Origin of the sequence: Streptomyces sp. NPDC085944 (genome assembly GCF_040686295.1) — a bacterium.
Taxonomy (GTDB): Bacteria; Actinomycetota; Actinomycetes; order Streptomycetales; family Streptomycetaceae; genus Streptomyces; species Streptomyces salinarius.
On record NZ_JBFBJX010000015.1, the window covers coordinates 15,914 to 40,926 of the forward strand.

General features: G+C 73.6%; 22 protein-coding genes and 1 pseudogene. 11 read left to right on the forward strand and 12 right to left on the reverse strand.

What is annotated here, in order from left to right:
* Positions 1 to 267 precede the first annotated feature (267 nt).
* Positions 268 to 1,272, forward strand: coding sequence for a DUF1152 domain-containing protein (locus tag AB0P07_RS27010; protein ID WP_365555086.1), 1,005 nt, complete (start codon positions 268 to 270; stop codon positions 1,270 to 1,272).
* Here the strand turns inward: AB0P07_RS27010 and AB0P07_RS27015 are convergent.
* Entirely contained in the window at positions 1,269 to 2,228 is a 960-nt protein-coding gene (locus AB0P07_RS27015; RefSeq protein ID WP_365555087.1) for a LysR family transcriptional regulator, read from the reverse strand. The genes AB0P07_RS27010 and AB0P07_RS27015 overlap by 4 nt on opposite strands.
* A 103-nt stretch (positions 2,229 to 2,331) precedes the next feature.
* Between AB0P07_RS27015 and AB0P07_RS27020 the strand changes: the two genes are divergently transcribed.
* The 3 genes from AB0P07_RS27020 to mgrA all read left to right on the forward strand — a co-directional run bounded on the left by AB0P07_RS27020 (position 2,332) and on the right by mgrA (position 4,811).
* Entirely contained in the window at positions 2,332 to 3,225 is an 894-nt protein-coding gene (locus AB0P07_RS27020) for an NAD(P)H-binding protein (RefSeq protein WP_365555089.1), read from the forward strand.
* 43 nt (positions 3,226 to 3,268) lie between these two features.
* Positions 3,269 to 3,634: a darcynin family protein gene (locus tag AB0P07_RS27025; RefSeq protein ID WP_365555091.1), complete on the forward strand. Its 366-nt coding sequence runs from the start codon at positions 3,269 to 3,271 to the stop codon at positions 3,632 to 3,634.
* A 130-nt stretch (positions 3,635 to 3,764) separates the two neighbouring features.
* Positions 3,765 to 4,811 carry an L-glyceraldehyde 3-phosphate reductase gene (gene mgrA, locus AB0P07_RS27030; protein ID WP_365555093.1) on the forward strand — a complete coding sequence of 349 codons (1,047 nt, stop codon included), beginning with the start codon at positions 3,765 to 3,767 and terminating at the stop codon, positions 4,809 to 4,811.
* A gap of 26 nt (positions 4,812 to 4,837) precedes the next feature.
* Here mgrA and AB0P07_RS27035 read toward each other — a convergent pair whose 3' ends face one another.
* The 3 genes from AB0P07_RS27035 to AB0P07_RS27045 are packed head-to-tail and all read right to left on the reverse strand — an operon-like array spanning position 4,838 to position 8,680.
* On the reverse strand, positions 4,838 to 6,040 hold the full coding sequence (locus AB0P07_RS27035) for an anhydro-N-acetylmuramic acid kinase (RefSeq protein ID WP_365555095.1): 1,203 nt from the start codon (positions 6,038 to 6,040) through the stop codon (positions 4,838 to 4,840).
* Positions 6,041 to 6,098: 58 nt separating this feature from the next.
* The gene (locus AB0P07_RS27040) at positions 6,099 to 7,670 is read right to left on the reverse strand and encodes a sodium:solute symporter (protein ID WP_365555097.1); all 1,572 of its coding nucleotides are present in this window, start codon (positions 7,668 to 7,670) and stop codon (positions 6,099 to 6,101) included.
* Between the two features lie 8 nt (positions 7,671 to 7,678).
* Positions 7,679 to 8,680, reverse strand: a complete 1,002-nt coding sequence (locus tag AB0P07_RS27045) for a BadF/BadG/BcrA/BcrD ATPase family protein (RefSeq protein WP_365555099.1) — start codon at positions 8,678 to 8,680, stop codon at positions 7,679 to 7,681.
* Between the two features lie 195 nt (positions 8,681 to 8,875).
* Between AB0P07_RS27045 and AB0P07_RS27050 the strand changes: the two genes are divergently transcribed.
* Positions 8,876 to 9,811 carry a MurR/RpiR family transcriptional regulator gene (locus tag AB0P07_RS27050; RefSeq protein WP_365555100.1) on the forward strand — a complete coding sequence of 312 codons (936 nt, stop codon included), beginning with the start codon at positions 8,876 to 8,878 and terminating at the stop codon, positions 9,809 to 9,811.
* Between the two features lie 53 nt (positions 9,812 to 9,864).
* Here AB0P07_RS27050 and AB0P07_RS27055 read toward each other — a convergent pair.
* Positions 9,865 to 11,025, reverse strand: a pseudogene (locus AB0P07_RS27055) (alanine--tRNA ligase-related protein); the annotation flags it as partial.
* Positions 11,026 to 11,725: 700 nt separating this feature from the next.
* Here AB0P07_RS27055 and AB0P07_RS27060 point away from each other — a divergent pair.
* Positions 11,726 to 11,908 carry a hypothetical protein gene (locus tag AB0P07_RS27060; protein WP_365555102.1) on the forward strand — a complete coding sequence of 61 codons (183 nt, stop codon included), beginning with the start codon at positions 11,726 to 11,728 and terminating at the stop codon, positions 11,906 to 11,908.
* A 56-nt stretch (positions 11,909 to 11,964) separates the two neighbouring features.
* Here the strand turns inward: AB0P07_RS27060 and AB0P07_RS27065 are convergent, their stop codons facing one another.
* Entirely contained in the window at positions 11,965 to 13,425 is a 1,461-nt protein-coding gene (locus AB0P07_RS27065) for an amidase (protein WP_365555103.1), read from the reverse strand.
* Between the two features lie 128 nt (positions 13,426 to 13,553).
* On the opposite strand from AB0P07_RS27065, the gene AB0P07_RS27070 reads away from it, so the two are divergent.
* A complete protein-coding gene (locus AB0P07_RS27070) occupies positions 13,554 to 14,141 on the forward strand; it encodes a helix-turn-helix domain-containing protein (RefSeq protein ID WP_365555104.1) in 588 nt (195 codons plus the stop codon).
* A 144-nt stretch (positions 14,142 to 14,285) separates the two neighbouring features.
* On the opposite strand, the gene AB0P07_RS27075 is transcribed toward AB0P07_RS27070, so the two are convergent.
* Positions 14,286 to 15,260 (reverse strand): LysR family transcriptional regulator, encoded by a 975-nt coding sequence (locus tag AB0P07_RS27075; RefSeq protein WP_365555106.1) that lies wholly within the window; start codon positions 15,258 to 15,260, stop codon positions 14,286 to 14,288.
* A gap of 99 nt (positions 15,261 to 15,359) precedes the next feature.
* On the opposite strand from AB0P07_RS27075, the gene AB0P07_RS27080 reads away from it, so the two are divergent.
* Positions 15,360 to 16,229, forward strand: coding sequence for an endonuclease/exonuclease/phosphatase family protein (locus AB0P07_RS27080; RefSeq protein WP_365555108.1), 870 nt, complete (start codon positions 15,360 to 15,362; stop codon positions 16,227 to 16,229).
* Positions 16,230 to 16,236: 7 nt separating this feature from the next.
* Here the strand turns inward: AB0P07_RS27080 and AB0P07_RS27085 are convergent, their stop codons facing one another.
* Positions 16,237 to 16,470, reverse strand: coding sequence for a hypothetical protein (locus AB0P07_RS27085; RefSeq protein ID WP_365555110.1), 234 nt, complete (start codon positions 16,468 to 16,470; stop codon positions 16,237 to 16,239).
* Positions 16,471 to 16,994: 524 nt separating this feature from the next.
* Between AB0P07_RS27085 and AB0P07_RS27090 the strand changes: the two genes are divergently transcribed.
* On the forward strand, positions 16,995 to 18,113 hold the full coding sequence (locus AB0P07_RS27090; RefSeq protein ID WP_365555111.1) for an ABC transporter substrate-binding protein: 1,119 nt from the start codon (positions 16,995 to 16,997) through the stop codon (positions 18,111 to 18,113).
* Between the two features lie 48 nt (positions 18,114 to 18,161).
* On the opposite strand, the gene AB0P07_RS27095 is transcribed toward AB0P07_RS27090, so the two are convergent.
* Positions 18,162 to 19,280 (reverse strand): serine hydrolase domain-containing protein, encoded by a 1,119-nt coding sequence (locus AB0P07_RS27095; protein ID WP_365555113.1) that lies wholly within the window; start codon positions 19,278 to 19,280, stop codon positions 18,162 to 18,164.
* Positions 19,281 to 19,469: 189 nt separating this feature from the next.
* Here AB0P07_RS27095 and AB0P07_RS27100 point away from each other — a divergent pair, with 189 nt between their 5' ends.
* Positions 19,470 to 19,844: a VOC family protein gene (locus AB0P07_RS27100; protein ID WP_365555115.1), complete on the forward strand. Its 375-nt coding sequence runs from the start codon at positions 19,470 to 19,472 to the stop codon at positions 19,842 to 19,844.
* A 69-nt stretch (positions 19,845 to 19,913) separates the two neighbouring features.
* Here the strand turns inward: AB0P07_RS27100 and AB0P07_RS27105 are convergent, their stop codons facing one another.
* Positions 19,914 to 20,600 carry an alpha/beta hydrolase gene (locus AB0P07_RS27105; protein ID WP_365555116.1) on the reverse strand — a complete coding sequence of 229 codons (687 nt, stop codon included), beginning with the start codon at positions 20,598 to 20,600 and terminating at the stop codon, positions 19,914 to 19,916.
* A gap of 114 nt (positions 20,601 to 20,714) precedes the next feature.
* Between AB0P07_RS27105 and AB0P07_RS27110 the strand changes: the two genes are divergently transcribed.
* Positions 20,715 to 21,695, forward strand: coding sequence for a WYL domain-containing protein (locus AB0P07_RS27110; RefSeq protein ID WP_365555118.1), 981 nt, complete (start codon positions 20,715 to 20,717; stop codon positions 21,693 to 21,695).
* 15 nt (positions 21,696 to 21,710) lie between these two features.
* Here the strand turns inward: AB0P07_RS27110 and AB0P07_RS27115 are convergent, their stop codons facing one another.
* Together AB0P07_RS27115 and AB0P07_RS27120 are read right to left on the reverse strand one after the other, a co-directional pair.
* Positions 21,711 to 22,361, reverse strand: a complete 651-nt coding sequence (locus tag AB0P07_RS27115; protein ID WP_365555120.1) for a YceI family protein — start codon at positions 22,359 to 22,361, stop codon at positions 21,711 to 21,713.
* 153 nt (positions 22,362 to 22,514) lie between these two features.
* Positions 22,515 to 25,004, reverse strand: coding sequence for a hypothetical protein (locus tag AB0P07_RS27120; RefSeq protein WP_365555122.1), 2,490 nt, complete (start codon positions 25,002 to 25,004; stop codon positions 22,515 to 22,517).
* Between the last annotated feature and the right edge of the window lie 9 nt (positions 25,005 to 25,013).

Sequence of the window (25,013 nt, forward strand, 5' to 3'; positions counted from 1 at the left end):
CGGGGCCGGCCGGGGTGGAGCCCGTCGGCCCGGGGATCGTGCCGGGTCCCGGTGCCGGAACGCACCGCGTGGTCGCCCTCGCCCATCCGTCCAGGACCCTCCGGAGTGCCGTCGTCCGTATCAGTCTCCGCCGCCCTCCGGCCCTCGCAAGCGGAGCGGGTGGCGGCGGTGACGCGACCGGCAGCCCAGGGTGCGGCGCGCTCGCCGAACCGGCCTCGGCCGAGACCGCCTTCCTCGCGGCCGGCCGGAACGCCGACAATGATCGACATGACGCCTCCGAAGCCCGCGGCACCTCCGCCGCCGCCTCCGCCTCCGACGTCTCTGCACACGAACCCGCTCTTCGACCGGCTCTCGGGCGCCGAGCGGATCCTCGTCGCCGGCGCGGGCGGCGGCTTCGACGTCTATTCCGGACTGCCCCTGGCCCTGTCCCTCCTCCACCAGGGACGGGAGGTGCGGCTGGCGAACCTCTCCTTCAGCTCACTCGCGGGGCTTCCCGCCGACGCCTGGGCCGCACCCGACCTGGCCGTCGTCACCCCCGAAACTGCACCGCACCGGAGCTACTTCCCGGAACGGACCCTCGCCCAGTGGCTGCGCGGACACGGCTACCCGGCCGTCGTCCACGCCTTCCCGCAGACCGGCGTCCAGCCGCTGCGCGCTGCGTACGAAGCCCTGATCGCGCTGCACGGAATCGACGCCGTCGTACTGGTAGACGGCGGCACCGACATCCTCCTGCGCGGGGACGAGGCCGGCCTCGGCACGCCCGAGGAAGACCTCACCAGCGTGGCGGCCCTGGCCGCGCTGGACGACGTACCGCACCGCCTCGTGGTCTCGCTCGGGTTCGGCGTCGACGCGTACCACGGCGTCAACCACGTGCAGGTCCTGGAGAACGTCGCCGCGCTGGAACGCGAGGGTGCCTATCTGGGCGCGTTCTCGGTACCGCGCACCACCCGGGAGGGCGCGCTGTACCTCGACGCGGTCGCTCACGCCCAGGAGCACACGCCGGAGCGTCCCAGCATCGTGAACGGCTCCGTCGCGGCGGCCGTCCGCGGCGAGTGCGGCGACGTCCGGTTCACCGACCGCACCCGGGGCAGCGAGTTGTTCGTCAACCCGCTGATGTCCCTGTACTTCGCCTTCGACCTGCCGGGCCTCGCCGCCCGCTGCCTGTACCTGGACCGTATCGAGGACACCCACCTGATGCGCCAGGTGCGGTCCCGCATCGCCGAGTTCCGCAAGACCGGCGTGACCCGCCCGCCCCGTGCCTTCCCGCACTAGACAGCGCCGGGCGCCAGCACCCGGCGGACGGCGGCGCGCAGCCAGTGGTGGGCGCCGTCGGCGGTGTGCCGGGGATGCCAGGCCATGCCGATGGACACGGGCGGCAGCGTCAGCGGAACGTCGAGGAGGCGCAGCCCGAGGGCCGAGGCCTGCTCGGTGAGCGGGCTCGGAGGCAGGCCCGCGGTGTCCGGCACGGCGGGGACCAGGGCGACGACGTCGGTGCGCGCGGCGAGGGAGAGCGCGGCCAGGTGTGACGGGAGGACCACGGCGACCCGGCGGCCGAGGCCGTGCTCGGCGAGTGCGGTGTCGACGGGTCCCTCGAAACGGCCGCGGCGGCTGACCGCGACATGCTCGGCCGCGGCGAACCGGGCCGGAGTCAGGGGCCCCTCGGTGAGCGGGTGGCCGGGCCGGACGGCCGCCGTCATCCGCAGGGTGACCAGGCCCTCGACCCGGGTTTCCGGGTCCACGTGCTCGATCGCCCCGACCTCCAGGTCGACCCGGCCGTCACGGAGGGCCGGCCCCGCCTCCAGCTCCTCGGCCCTGAACCGCAGCGAGATCCCCGGCGCCTCCCGCCCGGCCAGCGTCAGCAGACCGGCGGCGAGGGCCGCGCCGACCAGGTCGGCGGTCTGGAGGCTGAAGGTCCGGCGCAGCGCGGCGGGGTCGACGCCGGTGGCCGGGGCCAGCAGTGCGCCGAGCCCGCGGACCACGGCGGCCGCCTCCTCCCGCAGGGCCAGCGCCCTCGGCGTCGGCACCATGGCCTGCCCGGCACGGACCAGGAGAGGGTCCTGGAGGATGCGGCGGAGTCGGCCGAGGGTGCGGCTCATCGCCGCGGGGGAGGTGTGCATGCGGGCGGCGGCGCGGGTGACGCTCTGCTCGGTGAGCAAGACGTCGAGCGCGACCGCGAGATTGGCGTCGATGACCGGTGCGACCGGATCCGTGCTGTTCACCAGTGTCATTCCGTTCCAGGCAACAATCCCTTGCTGAAGTTCCCATTGTGGCAACACCTCGTGGCTCCCCAGGATGAGGCCGTACCGAAACGGCACGACCCACGAGGTTTTCATGATCGTCATTACTGCTCCGACCGGGAACATCGGGCGGCGGCTGCTGCCCCTGCTCCTGGACTCCGCCCCCGCCCGCGGCGAGGAACTGCGCGTGATCGTGCGCGACCCCGCACGACTCCCCGGCACGGTGCGCGAGCGCGTCGAGGTGATCCCCGGCTCGCACGGGGACCCGGCGGTCGTCGACCGGGCCTTCGACGGTGCCGACGCCGTCTTCTGGCTCGTCCCGCCGGACTCCTCCCGCGCCCCGGACGACGCCTACCGGGGGTTCACCCGTCCCGCCGCCCACGCGCTCGCCGCGCACGGCGTGGGCCATGCCGTCGGCGTCTCCGCCCTCGGCCGCGGCACCCCGGTCGCCGGCCGCGCCGGACTCGTCACCGCGTCCCTCGCCATGGACGACCTCATCGCGTCGACCGGCGTCGCCTACCGGGCCCTGGCCAACCCGTCCTTCTTCGAGAACCTCCTCGAGGACACCGACGCCATCCGGGACCAGGGCTGCTTCACCGACACGGCCGCCGCCGACCGAAAGGCTCCCTTCGTGGCCGTCGCCGACATCGCGGCCGTGGCCGCCGGCCTGCTGCTCGACCGGTCCTGGACCGGCAACGGCAGCGTCCCGGTGCTGGGGCCGTGCGACCTGTCACCCGACGACCTGGCCCGCATCATGACCGAACGGCTCGGCCGTCCGGTCCGCTACGAACGCCAGTCGCTCGAAGAACTGCATGCCGCACTCCTCGGCTACGGCCTCGACCCGGCCTTCGCCCAGGGCGTCGTCGACATGAAGCGGGCCAAGGACGACGGCCTCGACGCGGGCGTCCCCCGGACCCCGGACACCACCACCCCGACCACCTTCGAGCGCTGGGTCGACCAGATTCTCGGGCCCGCGCTCCGGCCCTGATCTCCACCCACGACCGAACACCCTCCCGGAAAGCGAAGCAACCATGCCCGCACACACCACCGAAACCCCGGTCACCGCGTTCATGCTCGTCAAGACCACACCCGAATGGCTTGCCATGACCGTCGAAGAGCGGATCCACGCCTTCACCACGCAGGTCGTCCCCGTGATCGAGGCGAGGACCACCGGTGTCCGCTCACGCTTCTACGACACGGAGTTCTACTCCGCCCGCGTCACCGACGTCTGGGTCTGGGAGGCGGTCGACCACCAGGCCTACCAGCGGCTCGTCGACGCCCTGCGCGAAACCCCCTTCTGGGACCGGTACTTCGAGGTCGTCGACCTCCTCGTCGGCACCGAGAACGGCTACGCCCGCACCTACGGCGTGGACGCGGTCACCACCATCTCCACCTGAGCCACCGCCCGCCCGGCGCGACCGGGCGGGCGGACCGCGTGGACCGGGCGGTCGACGGCGGTGAGAGACTGACCGAGCCCGCGAAGCCGCCGCGGCCGCCCGACCCCGCCGCACACCGGAGAACGCCCCCATGAACCACGTCGCCGACCCCAGCCGCTACGACGGCACCATGCACTACCGCCGCACCGGATGCTCCGGGCTCGACCTGCCCGCGCTGTCCCTGGGCTACTGGCACAACTTCGGCGACGACAAGACCTTCGAGACCCAGCGGCAGATCGCCCTGCGCGCCTTCGACCTCGGCATCACCCATCACGACCTCGCCAACAACTACGGCCCGCCCTACGGCTCCGCCGAGATCAACTTCGGCCGGATCATGCGGCAGGACCTGGCGCCCTACCGCGACGAGCTGGTGGTCTCCACCAAGGCCGGATGGGACATGTGGCCCGGCCCCTACGGCCAGGGTGGCGGCTCCCGCAAGTACGTACTCGCCTCCCTCGACCAGTCCCTGAAGCGCATGGGCCTCGACTACGTCGACATCTTCTACTCCCACCGCCTGGACGCCTCCACCCCGCTGGAGGAGACTATGACGGCGCTGGACACGGCGGTGCGGCAGGGCAAGGCGCTCTACGTCGGCATCTCCTCCTACGACGCCGAACGCTCCCGGCAGGCCGCCGCCATCCTCCGCGACCTGGGCACGCCACTGCTCATCCACCAGCCCTCCTACAACATGCTCAACCGGTGGATCGAGACCGAGGGCCTGCTCGACGCCGCGGCCGACGAGGGCTTCGGCGTCATCGGCTTCACCGCGCTCGCCCAGGGGCTGCTCACCGGCCGCTACCTTGACGGCGTGCCCGAGGGCTCCCGCGCCACCCAGGGCAAGTCCTTCGCGACCGACTGGCTCACCGAGGACACCGTCCGGCGGCTGCGCGCCCTCGACGACATCGCCGCCCGCCGGGGCCAGAGCCTGGCGCAGATGGCGCTCGCCTGGGCGCTGCGCGATCCGCGCGTCACCTCGCTGGTCATCGGCGCCTCCCGGCCCGAGCAGCTGGAGGAGAACGTGGCCGCCCTCGGCAACCTCGCCTTCGGCGACGACGAACTCGCCGAGATCGACCAGCACGCGGTCGTGGACGGCGACGTCGACCTGTGGCGGCAGGCCCGCACCGGCGCCCTCGGCTGACGCGCCGCCCGCCCCGGACGCTCGCTTCAGGCGCCCCCGGCGTTCCGTTCGGAACGGGGTCCGCCGACGACACGGAGCAGCCGGGGCGGCTCGTTTGCCGGTTCGGGCAGCCGCAGCGGCCCCAGCCCCGGTGTGACGGTGCCGAGCAGAGCCGCCCGGCGCGCCCCCGTACCCGAAGGGATCGCCCCCGGCAGGCCGTTCACGGTCAGGAAGCCCAACAGGGCGAAGGCCAGCGCCTCCTTGGCGTCCGACGGCAGCCCGAGCGCGTCACTGGAGCCGAGGGCCACCCCGGGCAGCTCCTCGGCGAGCAGGCCCATCAGCACGGGATTGCGCGCCCCACCGCCGGACACCACGAGCCGCGTCACGCCGTGCGCACGGCAGGCGTCGGCCACCGTGACGGCGGTGAGCCGGGCCAGCGTCGCCAGGACGTCGTCGGGTTCCGCGACGGGCTCCGCCGCGAGCGCGTCGAGCAGGTACGGCAGGTGGAAGTGCTCCTTGCCGGTGCTCTTCGGAGCCGGCCTGCCGTAGTAGGGGTCGTCGAGCAGCACCCGCAGCAGTGCCGGATCGACCCGGCCCGCCCCGGCCCGGCGCCCGTCCTCGTCGTAGGCGGCCGCACCGCCGGTGAAGTGCCGTACGGCGGCGTCCATCAGGGCGTTCGCGGGCCCGGTGTCGAAGGCCAGCGGTTCGGCGCCGGGCGCGACGACGGTGACGTTGGCGATCCCGCCGAGGTTGAGGGCCGCGGGGACGCCGGGCAGCGCGGCCAGGGCGAGGACGTCGGTCATGGCGACCAGCGGTGCTCCCTGGCCACCGGCGGCGACGTCCGTGCCGCGCAGGTCGGAGACGACGGGCAGTCCGGTCGCCTCCGCGATCCAGGCGGGCTGCCCGAGCTGGAGGGTGCCGCGCACGGCACCGTCCTCCACCCAGTGGTACATGGTCTGCCCGTGCGAGACCACCAGATCGGCGCCGCCCCCGCACAGCTCGCGCACGGCACGCACGGCCACGTCGGCGAACGCCTGCCCGATGCCGGTGTCCAGCTCGGCGACGGCCCGCATCGTCACCGCCGCCGGCGGCAGACTGCCGGCGATCAGGTCGCGCAGCCGGTCGGGACAGGGGACGGAGAGATGGCCGAGCGGCCGCATCACCAGGGCCTCGCCCCGGAGTTCGAGGTCCGCGGCGGCCGCCTCGACGGCGTCGTAGGACGTGCCTGACATCAGGCCGATCACACGCACGATGCACTCCTGCGGAGGTTGGTCGGGCCGGGCGGGCCCGGGGCCCGCCCGGACGGGATCAATTCCGGTCTGCCGCCGTCGTCAGCCGGTCCGGCCCGGCACCCGGCTCCTCGTCGAGCGCGTTGCCCGCCGCGGACTCCGGAGCCCGGTGGAACAGGCTCAGCACACCGCCGACGACGAGGGTGATCACCACGCCCACGGGCACCAGCCACTGGGCCGCGATCGCCTGCGGCACCGTCGTCCCGCCCGTGGTGACGTCGATCTTCACCCCCCGCACGATGTACGTCATCACGCCGATGGTGACCAGGAAGGCCACGACGGAGTCGGCCTCGTTGGCCCGTTTGACGAGCCGCCCCAGCAGGAAGGCGCCGAGCAGCGCGCCGTAGGTGTAGCCCGCGATGGTCAGACCGGTCAGATACACGTTGCCCGTACTCGCGCTGAACGCGCAGGCGAAGACCGCCATCAGCGTCGCCCACACCAGCGTCATCCAGCGGGCCAGCCGGAGCAGCGCCTCCTCGGAGGGCGTGGTGCGGAAGAAGCTGTGGATGATGTCGGCGACCGTCGAGTTGGACATGGAGTTCAGGGCCGAGGACAGCGAGCCCATCGCGGCACCCAGGATGCCGGCCACGAGCAGACCCGAGACGACCACCGGCAGCCCGTGCAGGATGAACTCCGGGTAGAGGTTGTCCGAGCTGGACAGGCCCAGCTCGGAGAAGGACCTGCCCTCGTTGTACGACCACAGCAGCGCGCCGACGAGCGAGAACGCGGCGAACTGGACGGTCACGAAGACACCCGAGGCGATCATGGCCTTCTGGCCCTCGCGCAGCGTCCGGGTCGCCAGCACGCGCTGGACGATGAGCTGGTCGGAGCCGTGCGAGGCCATGGCGAAGATGGCGCCGCCGACGATGGCCGTGGGCAGGGCGAACGGGCTGGTGAGGATGTGGGCGAGGTCGAAGTCGGTGTCGAAGAGGGTGAACCGTCCGGCATCGAGGGCACGCGCATAGCCGTCGCCGCCGACGTGCGCGGACAGCACCGCCACGGCGAGGACCGCGCCGCCGAGGTAGAGGATCATCTGGATGGCGTCGGTCCAGATGACCGCCTTGATGCCGCCCAGGTAGGTGTAGACGACGGTGATCAGCGTGATCACGACGATGATGACGCGGTAGCTCCCGTGCACGCCGAACTCGTCGAGCAGCAGCTTGATCGGGATGGCGGAGGCGAACAGCCGTACGCCCTCGGCCAGGAGCCGGGTGAACACGAACGTCACCGACGCGAGCCCCTGCAGCTTCAGCCCGAACCGGTCGCCCAGGTACTGGTAGGCGCTGACGAAGCCGCCGCGCTTGTAGAGGGGGATCAGCACGGTGGCCACGACGACACGTCCGACGACGTAGCCCAGGGCGAGTTCGACGTTGCCGAAGGCCTGGCCGCTGTAGGCGCCGCCGGGGACGCTGATGACGGTCAGCACGCTGGTCTCCGTGGCGACGACGGAGAAGGAGACCGTCCACCACGGCATGTGGCCCTCACCGACGAAGTAGTCCTTCGCCGACTTCTGCCGGCCGGCCTTCCGCAGGCCGATCCAGGCGATCCCGATCAGATAGACCACGATCACCACGAGGTCGAGCTGGCGCACGCTTGCTCCTAGGCACGGGCCGGTGGGGTGGCCGGCGTGGGGGGAGGGGGATGGGCGGCCGTCCGGCGGACCCGGACGACGAGACGCGCATGAGGGGTGGAGCGGTCCACGGCCAGCAACCGGGCCCCGTCCAGGGGGTCGCCGAGCGAGGACGTGAGCCGCACCGGGAGTCCGGATCCGGTGAGCGCCGCGGCCAGCGGCGCCGTCAGGGCCGGGCCGAGCCCCGTGAGACCGCCGGTGACGGCCAGGGGCAGCGGCCCGCCGTCCGAGGCGATCCGGCCGGCCGCCGCGAGGGCGGTCTCGGCCAGGTCGGCGGCCGCCTCCCGGACGATCGCCGAGGCGACGGCGTCCCCCGCATCGGCGGCGCGGGCCACCTCCGGGGCGAACGAGGCGGCCGTACGGGCCGGGTTGCCGTCCCGTCCGACGGTCGCCGGCAGCCGCTCGGGGTCGCCGAAGAGACGGACGGCCGCCTCCAGCAGAGCGGTGACCGGGCCCCGGCCGTCATGGGCGCGCAGGGCCGCGCGCAGTCCGGCCGTGCCGATACGGGCGCCGCTGCCGTCGTCGCCGAGCAGGGGGCCCCACCCGTCGACGCGTGCGTACGTCCCGTCGGCGCCGATGCCGACCGCGACCGACCCGGTGCCGATCGCCAGCACCACACCCGCCCGCCCGCCGAGCGCCCCGGCGTGGGCGGTGACGGCGTCGCTGGTGACCGCGGCCTCGTCGACGGGCAGGTCCTCCAGGAGGGCGCCCGCCAGGGAACGGGACGCCGCGGGGGCCGAAGCCGCTCCGGCGGCACCCACCAGGACCGCTTCCGGCCGGACACCGCCCTGCTCCCGCAGCAGCGGCTCCACGGCGCCGCGCACGGCCGCACGGGCCGCCGCCACACCGTCGGGCGCCGCGAGACCGGGAGCACCGGCCACGGATCCGACGGACGGTGAGGAGCCGGCGCCGCACCACAGCAGGGCGCGACAACCGGTCTTCCCCAGATCCACCGCCACCACTGAAGTCATACGGCTCGCCCCTTGCCCGAGGGACCCGGCACGTCGAGAGCCACCGGGTCGTCGGTGACCGGTGCGGATCGCCGTCCGAGTATGGGAACGCCGCCCTCCGGATGTCAATAAGTAACGTGCGGTCGTTCACCGCGTAACTTTTTGCCCCCCTCGGGTCGCCCCCTTACCCTGTGTTCACCACACCCAGGAGGGGCCATGGTCCGCCAGTCCTCGTCCCGCGTGCCGGAGCCGTCCGCCCAGGACGCCCCGCCCGCCGACATCCTCACCCGCGTCCGCGCCGCCCGCCCCTCCCTGGCCCCCTCGGAACGGCGGGTGGCCGACGCCGTCCTGGCCGACCCGGGGCAGGTCGCGGAGCTCTCCATCCACGCACTGGGGGAGCGGGCGAGCACCTCGGCGGCCACGGTCATGCGGTTCTGCCGCACCGTCGGCACGGGCAACTACCCCCAACTGCGCCTGGCGCTGGCCGCCGCGGCGGCGCGGGAGCACGCCCTGGGCGGCGAACGGGCGGCGCAGGGCGGCACCGACATCAGCCCCACGGACTCGCTGGACCGGATAGTCAGCAAGATCATCTACAACGAGGTCCGGGCCCTGGAGGACTCGGGCGCCGGACTCGACGTCGACGCACTGGGCCGGGCGGTCGACGCCGTGGCCAACGCCCGCAGGGTGGACATCTTCGGTGTCGGTGCCAGCGCGTTCGTCGGCCAGGACCTGCACCAGAAGCTCCACCGGATAGGGCGGATGGCCTTCATCTGGAGCGACCGGCACGCGGCGCTCACCGCGACGGCCCTGCTGGGACCCGGCGACGTGGCCCTGGCCGTCTCCCACTCCGGCGAGACCGAGGACACCACCGAGCCCCTCCAGGCCGCGGCCGAACGCGGAGCCACCACCATCGCCCTGACCAACGACCCGGGCTCCACGCTCGCGACCAGTGCCGACCTGGTGCTGACGACCTGCGCGCGGGAAACGCCGTTCCGCTCCGGCGCGACCGTCAGCCGCATCGCCCAGCTGGCGGTCGTCGACTGCCTCTTCGTCGGCGTCGCCCAACGCTCCTACGAGGCGGCGACCACCGCCCTCGAAGAGACCTACGGGGCCGTCCGGCGCCACCGGCGACCTACGCGCCGCACCGGGTGACGGGGCGTCACCGACAGCCGGTCCCCCACGCCTCCCGCCTCCGGGTACTCGCCCTCGCGCAGGCTCGTCACCAGCTCGCGCGGCAGACCGTGGGTGTCGTGGAGGTAGTGGAAGTCCTCCTCCCCCAGCGGGCCCCGGAAGCGAGGCCGGGCGAGCACGTTCCGGCCGCGTTCCAGGAGCCGCCGGAACCGGCGCTCCTCCTCCACGAGCACGTGCCGTACGAGACCGGGCTCCCCGTCCTGGCGGAAGTGGTCGAACGTGTGCGTGATCAGCTCCTGCGGCAGGTCGCCCAGCTCCCGTGAGGGGTCGTCCCGCCACACCACGGTGAGCAGCCGCCGCACGAGGCGGCGCAGCACGTATCCCTGGCCGGTGTTGGCCGGACGCACTCCGTCGCCGACGACCACGACCGACGACCGCAGATGGTCGCAGACCACACGGAACGACGGTTCGTCCAGCGGCCACAGGGACGGCAGCACCCGACGCCACGGCTCGAAGACGTCGCACTCGAACACCGACGACCTGCCCTGGAGCAGCGAGGCCAGGCGCTCCAGGCCCAGGCCGGTGTCGACGTTGCGCTGCGGAAGCGGCACGAGACGGCCGTCGTCGAGCCGGCGGTGACGCATCATCACGTGGTTCCAGACCTCCACCCAGCGGTCGTCGCCCGTGGGCGTGGACCGGGGCGGGGTGTCACCGCTCCACAGGAAGATCTCCGAGTCGGGTCCGCACGGGCCCACCGGTCCGTTGGACCACCAGTTGTCCTCCTCCGTCAGCTCCACGGGAACGCCGCGCTCCTGCCACAGCCGCAGGGACTCGGTGTCCGGCCCGACCTGCTCGCCGCCCCCGTACACGGTGGCGTGCAGCAGTCCGGGATCGACACCCAGTCCCTCGGTGAGCAGCCGGTGGGCCCACTCGAGGCTCCGTGAACCCTCGTAGTCGCCCAGCGACCAGGTGCCGAGCATCTGAAACACCGTCAGGTGGGCGCTGTCGCCGACCTCGTCCAGGTCCGTGGTGCGCAGACAGCGCTGCACATTGGCCAGCCGTCGGCCCAGCGGATGGGGGCGACCCTCCAGGTACGGGGTGAGCGGATGCATGCCGGCGCTGGTGAACAGCACGGGGTCGCCGGGTTCGGGCAGGAGCGTCGAGCCGGTGATCCGGCGATGACCGTGGTCCTCGTAGTACTCGACGAACGTCCGGACGATCTGCTCGGTGTCCATGAGATGACTCCTTCGCTTCGAGGCGGGAGGGCCACCGGAGAACAGCGCGGTGTGGTCCTCGCACCGAGGCGAAGGCGATCGAGCGCCACGCGAACCACCGACGAGCCGTTTCCGGTCGCCGGTGGAAAGAGGGAAGGTCAGGCGGCGGCAACCGGCGAGCTGGTCGCTCGCGCGGTCGCGGAGGTGCGTGTGCCGATGACGTTCATGTCACGAACATAACGCTTCCGGCCCCTGCGAGCACCCGGATATCCCGCAACCGCGGCATCCCGTCCCGCCGTCCCCGCCCCGGTAGGAACAGCGCGCGCCGACCGACACGGGGGAGCGCCGCGGCCGACTTCGGTGCCTTCGGCAGGCGGGAGCACCTTGCCCGGACGCTGCTCACCCCGTTGTGGGCACTGATCCCCGTCCCGACGCTCGGGCTCGGGACGCTCCCCCTGATCATCCACGCGACGGTGCCCACGAAGAGCGGGGCGCCGGCACAGGCACTGGCCACCGTGCCCTACGGCGTGGCGACCGCGCTGCTCCTCGTCTTCGACCCGGACGTGTCCGCCACCAACGAGACCGTCTTCGGCGTCGCCATGTTCACACCGCGCGTGGCATCGCCGCCGCCGACCCGCACCAGGCGCTCGAACCGCGCATCGGTCGTGCCGACCTGCCCGACCGGGCGTTCTACGACGGCGGTCTCGCCGACGTCAACAACGTGCCGGCCGACGTCCTCGCCCGGCACCTGGCCCCGTCGGACGAACGGGCCGCGCAGGTCGTACGCACGCGGGCGGTCGTCGGTGGGTTCGCCTCGGCCGACGACCTGTCCGTCACCCTGGACCACCCACCGCGCCATCTCGACGCGGTCGCCTACCGGTTGGTGTTCCTGCCGCCGCAGTAAGCGCCGAACCCCGGCCGGGAACGCCCGTCCGGCGGCCCCTCGCAAGACCTCGGCCTTCACCGCGCATCGGTTTCCTGACGGCTCCCCGCCCACACGGCGGGGGCACGGCCCGACCACGGCCGTGCCCGTTCGAGCTGTCCGGCGAGGCGGAAGAGGAGATCCTCGCGCCCGAAACCGGCGGCGAACTGCATGCCGATCGGGAGTCCCGTCCCGGTGTCGGCCGACACCGGCACGGACATGGCCGGTGTGCCGGCCACGTTGAACGCCATGGTGAACGGTGAGCGGTCGTTGAGCCGGTCGATCCAGCCGAAGCCGTCGAGCGCCTCCGCGCCCTCGCCGTAGGCGCCCAGCAGCGGCGGGAGCTCCGGCAGGGTGGGGGTGAGCAGCAGGTCGTGGGCGCCGAAGAACCCGGCCAGAGCGCGGGCGACGCGGTTGCGCAGGGTGAGGGCGTCGACGAACTGCGGCCCGCTGACCCGCTGTCCGTAGCGGTGGGCGGCCAGTGTCGGCGGCTCCAGGGTCGAGGAGTCGACGGGCCGGCCGAACGCGGTGGCCAGTCCGTCGACCGAGGCCGCGAGATTCGCCGTCGACAGGCGGGCGTTGGCCAGCACGAACTCCTCCCATTCGGCACCGAGGCCGACCGCGACCTCCTCCGTCCGGTGGCCGAGGGATTCGAGCAGTCGCACCGTACGCTCCAGCGCGTCGGCCACTGGGGCGGTGGTCCGGCGCCCGCCCCAGGCCTGCGGGAGGACCCCGATCCGCAGCGGGCCAGGAGCGCGGGTGACTTCCTCCGAGTAGGGGACGGTCGGCTGCTCGGCGAAGTAGGGGTCACCCGGTTCCGGGCCGCGTATCAGGTCGAGCAGCGCCGCGCTGTCCCGTACGGTCCGGCTGACGCAGCCCTGGACGGCCAGCCCGTTGAACCCCTCGTCGAGGGCGGGGCCCATGGAGACCCGGCCGCGGGTCGGCTTCAGCCCGAAGAGGCCGTTGTACGCGGCGGGGATGCGCAGCGAGCCCGCCGCGTCGGTGGCGTGGGCGAGGGGAACCGCCCCGGCCGCGACGGCCGCACCCGCGCCGCCGCTGGACCCGCCGGCGACGCGGCCGGGGTCCCACGGGTTGCGGGTCGGGCCGTACAGCACCGGTTCCGTGGTGATGCTGTAGGCCAGCTCCGGTGTCGCGGTACGTCCGAGGGTCACCAGGCCGGCCCGGCGGAAGCGCCGCATCAGGAAGGAGTCGGAGCGGGCGACGTGCCCGGCCGCCAGACGGCTGCCCATCTCGGTGCGCCGGCCCGCCATGGAGATTCCGAAGTCCTTGATGAGGAACGGCACTCCGGCCAGCGGCGTGCTGCCGGGGGCGGGCCGGTCGTCGGCCGGCCAGGTCTCCACGACGGCTGCGATCGCCGGGTCGACCGTCCGTACCGCCTCGCGGGCGGCCGCCTCCACCTCTGCGGGCGACACCTCGCCCCGGGCCATCAGCTCCGCGAGCCCCACCGCGTCGTGGCGCACGTACTCGGAAACTCTCACTGTCGCTCCTCGGAAGACACTGCACGGTACCCATCAGTCCCACTCGATACCGAGCGGTATCGTGTGGGACGGACTGGTACCGTAACAGGAGAGGAAGGGCCCCATCGAGCGCACGTCACGGAGCAGGGATGACATCGACCGTCGCCAGACCGGGCAGAGTGGCGAAGCTGCCGCCGCGTGAGCGCATCCTGGACGCGGCCGAAGAGCTGTTCCAGCGAGAGGGGATCCAGCGCGTCGGCGTCCAGGCCGTCGCCGAGAAGGCCGAGACCACCAAGATGGCGATCTACCGGCATTTCGAGACCAAGGACGCACTGGTCGCCGAGTGGCTGCGGATCCTGGCCGCCGAGTACCAGGCGGCCTTCGACCGGGTCGAGGCCGAACACCCCGGCCGGCCCCGGGAGCAGATCCTGGGCCTGGCCCGCTTCATCGCGGAGGGCCTGCCGTCGCTCTCGTACCGGGGCTGCCCCTTCGTCAACTCGCTCGCCGAGCTGCCCGACCGCTCCCACCCCGCGCGACGGGTGATCGAGGAGCACAAGGCGCGCCAGACCCGCAGACTCGTCGGCATGTGCACCGAGGCCGGGCTGCCCGACCCCGAGCAGGTCGCCGCCCAGATCACCTTCGTACTCGAAGGCGCGCAGGTCAGCACGCAGAACGGAAGCATCGACCGGGCGGGGGAGCGCTTGCTGCGCATCGTAGAGGCGATCCTCGACCAGTAGGCCTCGGGCGCACCGGTCCCCGGCGCGCGGGCCGGAGGCCCGGTGGTGACGGGGCCGAGTCGGTACGTGTCCGTCCGGGGGCGGACGTTCCGTAGACGTTCAGGACGCCCGACGCGGGCGGCCACCCCCGGTCCGCGGACGCCGTCAGCGCCGCGAGGCGTGCCCGGTGTCGCGGTCGTCGTCGCGCCGGGGGCCCGTCGCCCAGGAGGGGAGCCAGGTGTCCTCGGGCAGCGGGGCCAGGGTCGCGAAGTGGCCGACGACGGCCCGGAGTCCCGGGTGCGGATTCTCTCGGGGAAGCAGCAGCGAGAGCGGGTAGGCGAGCGCCGGACGCACGATCGGGATGCGACGCAGGTCGTGGCTCGCCGGCCAGACGTACCGGTCGCGCGAGCCCACCAGGGTGGCCACGTCGTCGGAGTCGGCGAGGATGTCCAGGAGCACCTCGTTGCCGAAGTTCGGGCCCGCGGCGTCCACGCGGAGGTCGAACGCCGCGGTGAGCCGAGCGTAGAAGTCCGCCCATTCGCTGCCCGGCGCGATGCCGGGCACCCAGATCCGGTGCCCGCGCAGCCGGGCCGGAGTCACGGCACGTGCGGGGGCGAGCGGGTGCCTCGGACCGACGACGAGTTCCAGCGGAGAGTGGAAGGCATGGATCATCCGCACCTCGCGCGGCAGGGTGGCCGGGTCGGTCACCGAGCGGAAGGAGGCGTCCACGTCGCCCGCCTGCACGGCGGCCACCGCGAGGCGCGGATCGTCGACCTTGAGCGTCACCACGTCGAGCTCGGTTTCGGGGTGTGAGCGCCAGTAGTCGTGCAGGACGACGGCCTGCGCGCTCCGCAGCCCCAGAACGTCGATGCGCAGGGCCCGCGAGCCCCGCCGGATCGCGGCGACGGCGCGGTCGACGTCCGTGACGATGCTCCGGGCGTGCGACAGGAAGGCCTGCCCGTCGAGCGTCAGCTCGACCCCTCGGGCGGTACGGGTGAACAGCCGGACGTCGAGCGCGCGCTCCAGGGCAGCGATCCGCTTCGAGACCGCCTGCTGTGTCACACCGAGCTCGTCGGCCGCGTGCCGCAGCTGTCCCAGCTCCGCCGCGCGGACGAACGACCGCACCGCCTCCGTATCCATGGCGGCGAGCATAGGGCGTCCCCCCGACCGGTGCGGACGCCGCACCGCGGCGCCGGGGCCCGCGTCCTGGTGCCCTAACCTCGTCCGTGGGAACGTCGGTTGCCATGTGTCCACACCGAGGAGGCGGCGGTGCTCAACCAGGGCGGCTCGCGATTGCTCATATGCGCCGTGGCGCTGGCCTGCCTGGCGCTGGTGGGCCCCAGCGGACCCGGCGGCGAACCCTCCGGCCGGTCCCTGTCCGTCGAAGCCGTCAAGGACGTCGTGCCGAACCGGGTCATGACGTGGAACCTGTGCAACCCCTGCGACGCGAGCAACCTCGACCGGGCAGCGGAGATAGCCGCCTACGCGCCCCAGGTCGTCGGCATGCAGGAAGCGTGCGCCCGCGACGTCGACCGGATCCGGGACTACCTGGAGGTCTACCACGGGCTCGTCTACCACGTCGCCTACGGGTCGGTCCTGGACAACTGGAGCCGCTGCGGGGGAGCACCGTGGAACCCGGGCGGCTTCGGCCAGGCCATCCTCTCGGCGGCACCGATCACCGACCGGATCAACGTCGAATACCGCGACGGCGGCTCCGAGGACCGGGGATATCTCGCGGTCACCACCGAGGTGGGCGGCCGGTCCGTCCGGGTCTTCGACACGCACCTCGCCCAGCGGCGCCAGGAGGAGTTCCGCAAGGACCAGGTGAGCGTGCTGGCCCGGGAAGTCGCCCGGCACGACCGTGCCGTGGTCCTCGGCGACTTCAACGCCGTGCCGGACGCGTCCGAACTCGACCCCATGTGGGCGCTGGCCACGGACACCGACCCCCGGTGCCGTCCCGCGGCCGCCGGCAGCTGCGAGCCCACCACGGACTGGCGCAGCAAGTTCGACTACGTCTTCCTGCGCGGCATCGCCCCGCTCCGGCACCGGGTGGTCCGTACCGCGCACTCGGACCACGACATGCTCTACAGCGACCTTGACGTGACTTGAGCACACGTCACCCGATGTGGTGGCCCTCCCGGAAGGGGCCGAGATCCTGGTCCGTCATGGACTGGGCGGCCCGCTTGAAGTCCTCGGTGGTGGCGACCCCGAACCAGTGGTCCCGCGCATAGCCCTGCAGAAGCCGCGCCATGGCCTCGGGGCCGAGAGCGCCTTCCAGGTCGGACAGGGCGCAGGGCCCTGCCGTGTAGACGAGGTGGTACTCGCCGCGGTGCTGCGACCAGTAGCCCATGGAGGCGGTCAGTTCCGTGCCGTCGTCGGGCCAGTAGACGTCCGACCAGCAGTCGTCCGTCTCCAGGCCGTAGAAGCGGAAGTTGGCGTACTGGGCGAAGCTCTGGTCCAGCCACGGCGTTGCCCCACAGGCGCAGGTACACCTCGCGCAGCGGCCGGTCGGAAGCGTTGCGGAACGACACCCGCTGCCGCCCCGTCCAGTGACCGCCGTCGGCGTCGGAGCGGAGGGCCAGGGCGTAGCGGGCGCGGTCGGGTGTCGCCGCCGCCCCGGACCCGGTCGGCCCGGCCGCCGCGACGGCGTCACTCACCAGGTGCCAACCGTCAGGGGCAGCGCGAGCAGCACCACGAACGGACGACGGCCGGCCCCGAGCGGCCACGCGTCGGACGAGGAAGTGCCAAGCAGTGACACGGCAGCAGACACTGCTACAACTTGCCGATCGCGCAGGCCACTTGGCTGAAGCTTTGGGCCGCCGGGCCCCGAGCGACCGCATAATCGGTTGCCCGCCCGCGTCTGCGGCGGATGCAATGTCCGGCATGGTCACCCAGGTGCGCCCCCGAGGGCGGGACGACAGCGACGCGCACGTCCGGATCGGCGCCCTGGCGCCGCTGACCAGGCCCGGCTGGCACGAAGCGGGCCGCCACCTGCTCGCCGGAATGGAACTGGCCGTACGCGACGTCAACGACGCCGGCGGCATCGCGGGCCGACCGCTCGAACTGGTGGTCCGGGACACGGCGGCCGATCCGGGCCGGGCCGCGGCGGCCGTGGACGAGCTGGCCCGCCTGGGCGTGGCCGCCCTCGCGGGGGAGTACCACAGCGTCGTCGCCCGCGCGGCCGCGTCCCGGGCCGATGCCCTCGACCTGCCGTTCCTGTGCTCGTCGGCCGTGCTCGACGCGCTCACCGAGCGGCAGACGCCGTGGGTCGCACGCCTGCCCGCGGCACAGTCCCGCGGCTGGCGGATCTACGCGGACTTCCTCCTCGCCGCGGGCCACCGACGTATCGGCGTGGTGGCCCAGCCGAGTCTCTACTGGGCGTCCGGTGCCCGCATCCTGCGGGACCACCTCGCCGCGCGAGGCGGCACCCTCGTGGATCTCGACCTGCCCGAGCCGGACCCCGCGCCGGTGTGCGACGCGCTCGTCGAGCAGGACGCGAGCGCCCTGCTGCTTCTGGTCGGCACCCCCGAACCGGCCGTGTCGATCGTCCGGTCCGTCCGCCGCGACCGGCGCCTGGCCGAGACCGTGATCGGTGCTCCGGCCGGGCAACCGGAGTTCGCCTCGTGGGCGACGGCGCTGGGCGGGGACGGTGCGGCGATCCCGTTCCTGCGCTACCTTCCCGACCGGCTCGGCCCCCTTGGTGCGCGCGTCGGGACGGCCCTGCGCGCGCGGCTGGCCGAAGCGCCCTCCTTCGTCGCCTTCGAGGGCTACGACACGGTGGCGGTCCTCGCCGACGTGCTGCGCTCGCACGGCGTCGACCGGCCCTTGACCGCCGACACCTGGGCCCGCGTCTCGGCCGAGGGCACCCGGGGACGGATCCGCTTCTCCCGCACGCCGGGCGTCACCGTGTGGCAGTGGCTCGACACTCCGGTGCAGGTGGTCGACCGCGACCCGGCGGAACCCGGCCGCTTCCGCGTCCTCCACACCGGCTGACACACCGGCCCGCCGACGCACGCGGCCCCGTGAGGCCGAGGGGCCCGGTCAGCCGCACGTCGCCACGCGGTGGAGCTCCGCGAGCGCGTCGTCGATGGGATGGTGCCGCGGCCGGCCCGACGCGTCGAGCGCGTTCCACCTCTGGAGGTTCACCGCGACGGCCATCCGGCGCCTGCCGTCGGCGCTGATCGCGGCCAGGGTCCCGGCGCCCCAGGCCGTACCGCCGTGACCCCACAAGACGACCGGGCCGGGCGTCGGGACCGGGTGCAGGCCGAGACCGTACTCGATCGTCCGTCCCTCCTGGGAGACGACCGGCACGGTACGCCGCATCTCCGCGAGCGACGACGGGCTCACGATCTCACCGGCCAGCAGCAGGCCGAAGAAGCGGTTCAGGTCCGAGACGGTGGATATCAGCGAGGCCGACGGCCCCACCCACGACATGTCGTAGACGCTGTAGTCGCGCGGCGGGTCGATCATGCCGAACCAGGCCTCGTACAGGCACGAGTGCGGCCCGCCCACGTACGGTCCGGTGGGCAGCTCGGTGTCCGGGAGCCCGGCGCGCTCGATGACGTCGCGGGTGATGCACCGCTCGGCGGTGGTGCCGGTCACCCGCTCCAAAAGCAGGCCCAGCAGCAGGTAGTTGGTGTTGGAGTACACGCCCGGAGTGCCGCCCGGGGCGCCGACGGCGGGTGCGGCGACGCCCAGTTCGATCAGTTCGGCGGGCTCGAACCGGGTGAACCGGTGGTCGTCCAGGCTCTGGGGCCCGGTGTCCGCGAGCGCGGGCAACGCCTTGAGGGACGCAAAGGCATGGGGGAGGTACTCGGCGAGACCGCTGGTGTGGTTCAGCAGCATGCGGACCGTGACGGCGTCGCCGCGCCGCCGGGCAAGCACCCCCGGCAGGTACCGGCCGATCGGCGTGTCGAGACCGATCCGCCCCTGCTCCACCTGCCGCAGGACCGCGGCAGCCGTGAAGGTCTTGGTGATGCTGCCGACCCGGTGGCGCATCTCGGCGCCGACCGGGCGGCCGGTGGTGGTGTCGGCGACGCCGGCGGCGCCCCGCCAGACCCGGTCGCCGTCCCGCACCTCGGCGAACAGGCCCGGCATTCCGGCGAGACGGACGTTCTCGACGGCTGCGTCCAGTACCTCGTGATCCAGTGAGTCACTCACGACGTGCGTCCCTTCCCCAGTGGGCCGACTGGCTTTGCACTCATTATGCACGCGGTGCGTGCATTACCAAGTGCGCCGGGGGTGGGAAGGGATCCGGTCGGGTTCCTGCCGGGCATGCCCGCACCCGCGCCGGGTAGGACGTCACGTGCGGGCGCGGCCCATGCGCCCGAAGAGCGAGGAGTGGCGGACGTGATTCGAAAGCTGCAGGCGGTCGCGCTGGACTGTGCCGATCCGGTACGGCTCGCGGACTTCTACGCGGAGCTGCTCGGCGGGCGGGTGGTCGCCGACCCGGACGACGACGAGTGGGTCGAGGTGCACGGGTTCGAGGGGACACCGCTGGCCTGCCAGCGGGTGGACGGCTACCGGGCGCCCCAGTGGCCCGGCCGGGACCGGCCCCAGCAGCTCCACCTCGACTTCGACGTCGACGACCTCGAAGGCGAGGAGAAGCGGGCGCTCGCACTCGGCGCGACGGTCCTGGAGCGGACGGACCAGATCCGTCCGGACGCCAACTGGCGGGTCTACGCCGACCCGGCCGGCCACCCGTTCTGCCTCTGCCTCCACTGAGTCCACCGCCGGCCGTCGACGGCGGCGCCGACCGTGCCGGCGGGACTGCGTACGTACGTGTCCCCGGTGTCAGGCCCCCTGCGCCGCCGCCGCCAGAATTCCGGCCAGCTCGGCAGGCCGGGTGATCATGGGCCAGTGGCCCGAGTCGATGTCCGCGAAGTCGACGTGCCCGGCCCGGGCGAGCTCCGGAACATCGCCCGCGTCGATCCACTTCCGCGCCTGCGCGGGCGTGAACTCGGGGCACACGAGCAGGACCGGCACGTCGAACCGGCGCTCGTCGGTCAGCCGCACCACACCCCGGGCCACGCCCTCGGGCACCGGGACCGCGGCCGCCGCCACCTTGCGCCTCGCCGCCTCGTCGAGGTCCGCGGCATCCGGCCCCTGGAAGGGCTCCCAGCCCGGAAACGGCATGGCACCGTCCCTGACTTCGAAGAAGTCGGCGTACGGCTGCCCGTCGGAGGTCGGGACGCCGCCGATGAGCGCGACCTTGGCCAGCCGCTCCGGTCGCCGGTCGGCGGCCAGCCAGGCCAGTGCGCAAGCCGCGGAATGCCCCACCACCATGGGCTTGCCGGGTGCCGCGTCCACCGCGGCCAGCACCGCCGCCACCTGGTCGTCGAGCGTCGCGGTCGCCGCGCCGTCGCCCTGTCCCGGGAGGGTGAGCGGCACCGGGCGGTGGCCGAGAGACTCCAGCGTGGACGCGACGCGACTCCACACGGTCGCGTCCAGCCACAGGCCGCCGATGAGCAGGATGTCCATGATCGGTTCCTTTCCTCTGCTTGGCTTCACCGTAGGAGGAGATCCGGACGATCCACTGCCGGTTTGTCTCCTGTGCCCCTCACGCGCGTCAGGGGTGCGGTTTAGCCTGTGGCCGTGCCGAACGACGTCAGCCCCACCGCGCGAGCGCTCCGCGCCCTGGAGATCCTCCGGACCCGCCCCGCCACGACGGCCGACGAACTCGCCGTGCGGCTGGGTGTGACGGAGCGCGCGGCGCGGCGGTACGTCGGGATCCTCAGAGAGGCGGGCATCCCCGTGGAGTCGGCGCGCGGACCGCACGGCGGCTACCGGCTGGGACGCGGGACGAGACTGCCACCCGTGCACTTCACCCAGGCCGAGGCCCTCGGCCTGGTGATGGCGGCGCTGAGCGGCCGGCCGACCGTGGCCGACGCGGACGATCTCGTCGGCGCCGCCCTGGGCAAGGTCGTCAAGGCGCTGCCGGAGAGCGTCGGCCGGCAGGCGGCACTGCTGCGGGAGTACGCGTCCGCCGCTCCTGACCCGAACGCGGCCCATCCGGATCCGGCCGTCACCAGCGCCCTCGTCGAGGCCGTCGCGCACCGGCGCCGCGTGCTGCTCGCCTACCGCAGCGAGGCCGGCAACGCGTGGGAGGAGGAGGCGGACCCCTGGTCCCTCGTCGTGCGCCACGGGCGCTGGTACCTGCTGTGCCACTCCCACCGCGCGGACGCGATGCGCACCTACCGGGTCGACCGGATCCGCCAAGTCCGGCCCACCGCCCAGGGCTTCGAGCCACCCGCGGCCTTCGACCCGGTGGCGGTCCTGGAGGAGAACCTCGGCAGCGGATGGCAGTTCACCACCCGGGTGGTGTTCGACGCCCCGCCGGCCGAGGTCGCTCCCTGGATCCGCCCGCCCATGGGACGGCTCGAGCCCCTGGACGACGGCTGCCTCCTCGTCGGCAGCACCCGCAACCCGGACATGTACGTGCAGGACTGGCTCACCGGGTTGCCGTTCGCCTTCCGTATCGACGGCGGAGACGAACTGCGGGCCGCGGCCGCCGCGCTTGCGGCGCGCTTCGCCGCCGCCGTGGCGCACCACCCGCCGCCGCCCGGCTCGCGCTGACCGGCGGGGCCGGGATCAGGAGGCGCGGATCGCGGAGATGTCGAACTGCAGGCGGACCTTCTCGCTCACCATGCTGCCGCCCGCCTCGAGCCGCTGGTTGTAGACCAGACCCCAGTCCCTGCGGTCGATGGTGGTGGTCCCGTCGAAGCCGGCCCGTTCGTAGCCGAACGGGTCCACGACCGAACCGAGATAGTCCAGTTGCAGCTCGACGGGCCGGGTGGTGTCGCGGATGGTGAGCTCCCCCGTCATGCGGAAGCTCTCCGCCCCCTCGTGGGTGGTCGAGGTGCTGCGGAAGGTCATCTCGGGGTAGCGGCGAACGTCGAAGAAGTCCTTGCCGACGAGGTGCGCGTCCCGCTGCTCCACACCGGTGTCGACGCCCGCGACGCGGATGACGATCTCGGCCCGCGACTCGCAGGGGCGGGCTCCGTCGAAGTAGAGCCTGCTGTCGTAGTCGGGGAAGGCCCCGCGGACCGTGGTGACCATGGCGTGCCGCACGGAGAAGCCGATCCGGCTGTGCGGGCGGTCGATGGTCCAGTGCCCGGTCAGCGTGCGCAGTGCCGGATCGAGCGTGGCCGTTCCCGTCGCGGACCGTGCGGCGGGCCCGTCCTGGTCGGCGGCCGTGGCCGGCTGCGCGGTGGCGGTCTGGCGTCGGCTGAAGATACCCATGAGTCGTCGGCCTTTCGAATCGATCACCTCGTGCTATCACGAAGGCGAGCGGCGGCTCGCGGCAAGATGTGAGGCCTCGTCCGGCTTCCACGACCCCGGCCGCATAGCTGCACCGGTTCGACACCGGGTCCCACGTTTGTGCACGTGACAGGCTCAACGCAGCCGCCCCAGTGCCTCCCGCAGCCGCCGCGCGTCCCGCAGCCGTTGCTCGTAGGTGGCCCCCAGCACGAGCAGCACCAGACCGGCGAGGGCCGGAGGCACCCATCGGGGGAGCGCGCCGACGACCTGGGTGATGTACGGGGCCAGTTCGTGCAGCGTGACCAGCGCGAGCACACCCCCGCCGAGAACCAGCGGCGCCCGGAGACGGTGCCGGGCGCCCACCAGGCTCACCACGAGCGCGGCGACACCGAGCAGCAGGGGCCGCAGCCAGTACCGGTCGTCCCAGGCGGCGAGCAGACTCGGCACCAGTGTGACGGCCAGCCCGGCCCCGTACGCCGTCCACGAGGAGACCGCCGGGTCGCGGCGCCGGCGCAGATACCCGACCACCAGCGCGGGTCCGGTCACGGGCAGGGTGTAGGCCTCCGGCGTGGTGACGTCCCAGGCCGTCAGGCGCACCCAGGCGGCCAGCAGGAACAGCGCGGCAGCCGCCCAGCCGGCCGGCCGCCGCTTCGGACGCAGCGCGGTGCCCGCCGCGAGGACGCCGCCGAAGGAGAGCACCAGGGCCAGCATCGGCGGATCGGTCACCGTGAGTGCGAGGGCGAGCAGTCCGGCGGCCGCACCCGCCGCCTCGACGGGTACGGTCGTGCGCGAGCCGCTCGTACGCGCCGCGACCAGCGCCGCGACGGCGGGGACCAGGAGAACCAGCAGCGCCGTCTGAGGCGGCCGCCAGCCCGCGGACGCGCCGGTCGCGCAGGCCAGCGCCGTGGCATGGGCGAGGGCGGCGGGCGCGGCGAGCGGAGCCGGTCCCGGGCGGCGGCACACGGCACCGAACACGGCCGTCAGCGACGCGAGGACACCGAGCGTCGCGGGCTCGGAGGCCAGCGAGAGGAGAGCGAGGTCGACCGAGGTGACGAGCGCCAGCAGGAGGGCCGTGAGCGTCAGTGGCGACGGCCGCGGCCCGGTGCGGTCGGCCCACTGCGCGAAGCCCAGCGCCGCCACGACCACCGCTCCCTGCGTCACCAGGCCGGCCATGTAGGGCAGTTGCAGCACCACCGGGAGAACGAAGACGGCCGCCCAGCCGAGGACGAGCGCCGCCGCCGTGGCGGCCGGGCGCCGCGTCGTGTTCCGTCCGGCGACCAGCAGCACCGCGGCCACGGCGGCTAGGACCAGCGGCACGGTGGCCGCGTACGGAGGCCAGGGCAGGTCCGTGAACACGGCGTCCCGGACGTCCCCCGGCACGCCGGACCACGGCCGCGCGGCCTGGGCCGAGGGACCGAGGACGCTACCGGCGACCAGGGGAACCGACCACAGCACCGCGAAGCACTGCACGACCGCCGCAGCACGTACCAGCCCCCGGCGCAGCGGCCGGGGCAGCGCCGTCCGGTCCACCGCGAGCAGGGCGACGCCGCAGGCCAGACACCCCGGCACGGTCCACGCACCGGGCACCGCGACCCGCAGCACCCCGCCGACCCCCGCGACCAGGCACAGGCCCGCGGTCAGAGCGGCGCCCATGGCGACATCGACGTCGGGGACGAACCGGCCGGCGAGCAGGGCGACCGCCGCCGCCCCGGCCAGGAGCGCCGCCGCCCGAGCGGCCGTACCCGGGTCGGAAGCGCTCCAGCAGAGCCATCCGGCCGACAGGACGCCGGCGATGCCCATGCCCAGTGCGCCGACCACGGCGACGACACGCACCGGCACGCGGGCGGCTCGCAGGGCGACAGCGGTGCCGCCGGCGGCGCTCACCAGCAGCACGGCCGTCAAGGTGTGCGGGCCCGCGCCGGCGGCGATCGCCCAGAGCAGCAGGGGAAGATGGGCGGTCGCCACGGCGAGCGGAAGGGGGTGCCGGAGCCCGGGGCGCGCGCCCTCGCCCGCCGAGGCACCCTGGGCCGTCTCCCGGGCGCCGGTGGGCGGCGGCGCCGGCGCGCCCGCAAGCACGGCGTACGCGGTCCACACCCCGGCCAGGACGCCGGACGCGCCTGCCGCGTACCCGAAACCGTCCGTGCCGGCGAACGCCACCTCGTGCAGCGCGTAGGCGTCCAGCACGGTCAGGGCCGTCCCCAGCGCGGACACGGCCTCGGCGGTCGACCGCAGCCCGCGCCGCAGCAGCACCACGGGCCCGCCCAGCGCCGCGACGGTGAGCGCGCCGAGCACCAGCGCGCGTCCCGCGATCCCCAGGTGGCCCCAGCTGACGAGGGTGAACGCGACCGCCGCGATCGTCAGCAGCACACCGCCGAGCACCAGCAGGACGTTCTGCACACCCGGCGCCGAGGCCTCCGGCAGGCGGGCGTCGGCACCCCCGTCGGCCGGCGGCGGCCCGCCCCACAGTGCGGTCCCGGCACCGCGGGCGGGCGGCTGGGCGGCGGCCCGCAGCGTGTGGACCAGCCACTCACGGCGCCGCAGCAGTACGGCACGGCGCAGGTCGAGTCGCCGCAGCTCGGCGTCGAGGAGCCGCAGTTCCTCGGCCGGGGGCGGAAGGTTCGTCATGCCTGGGAG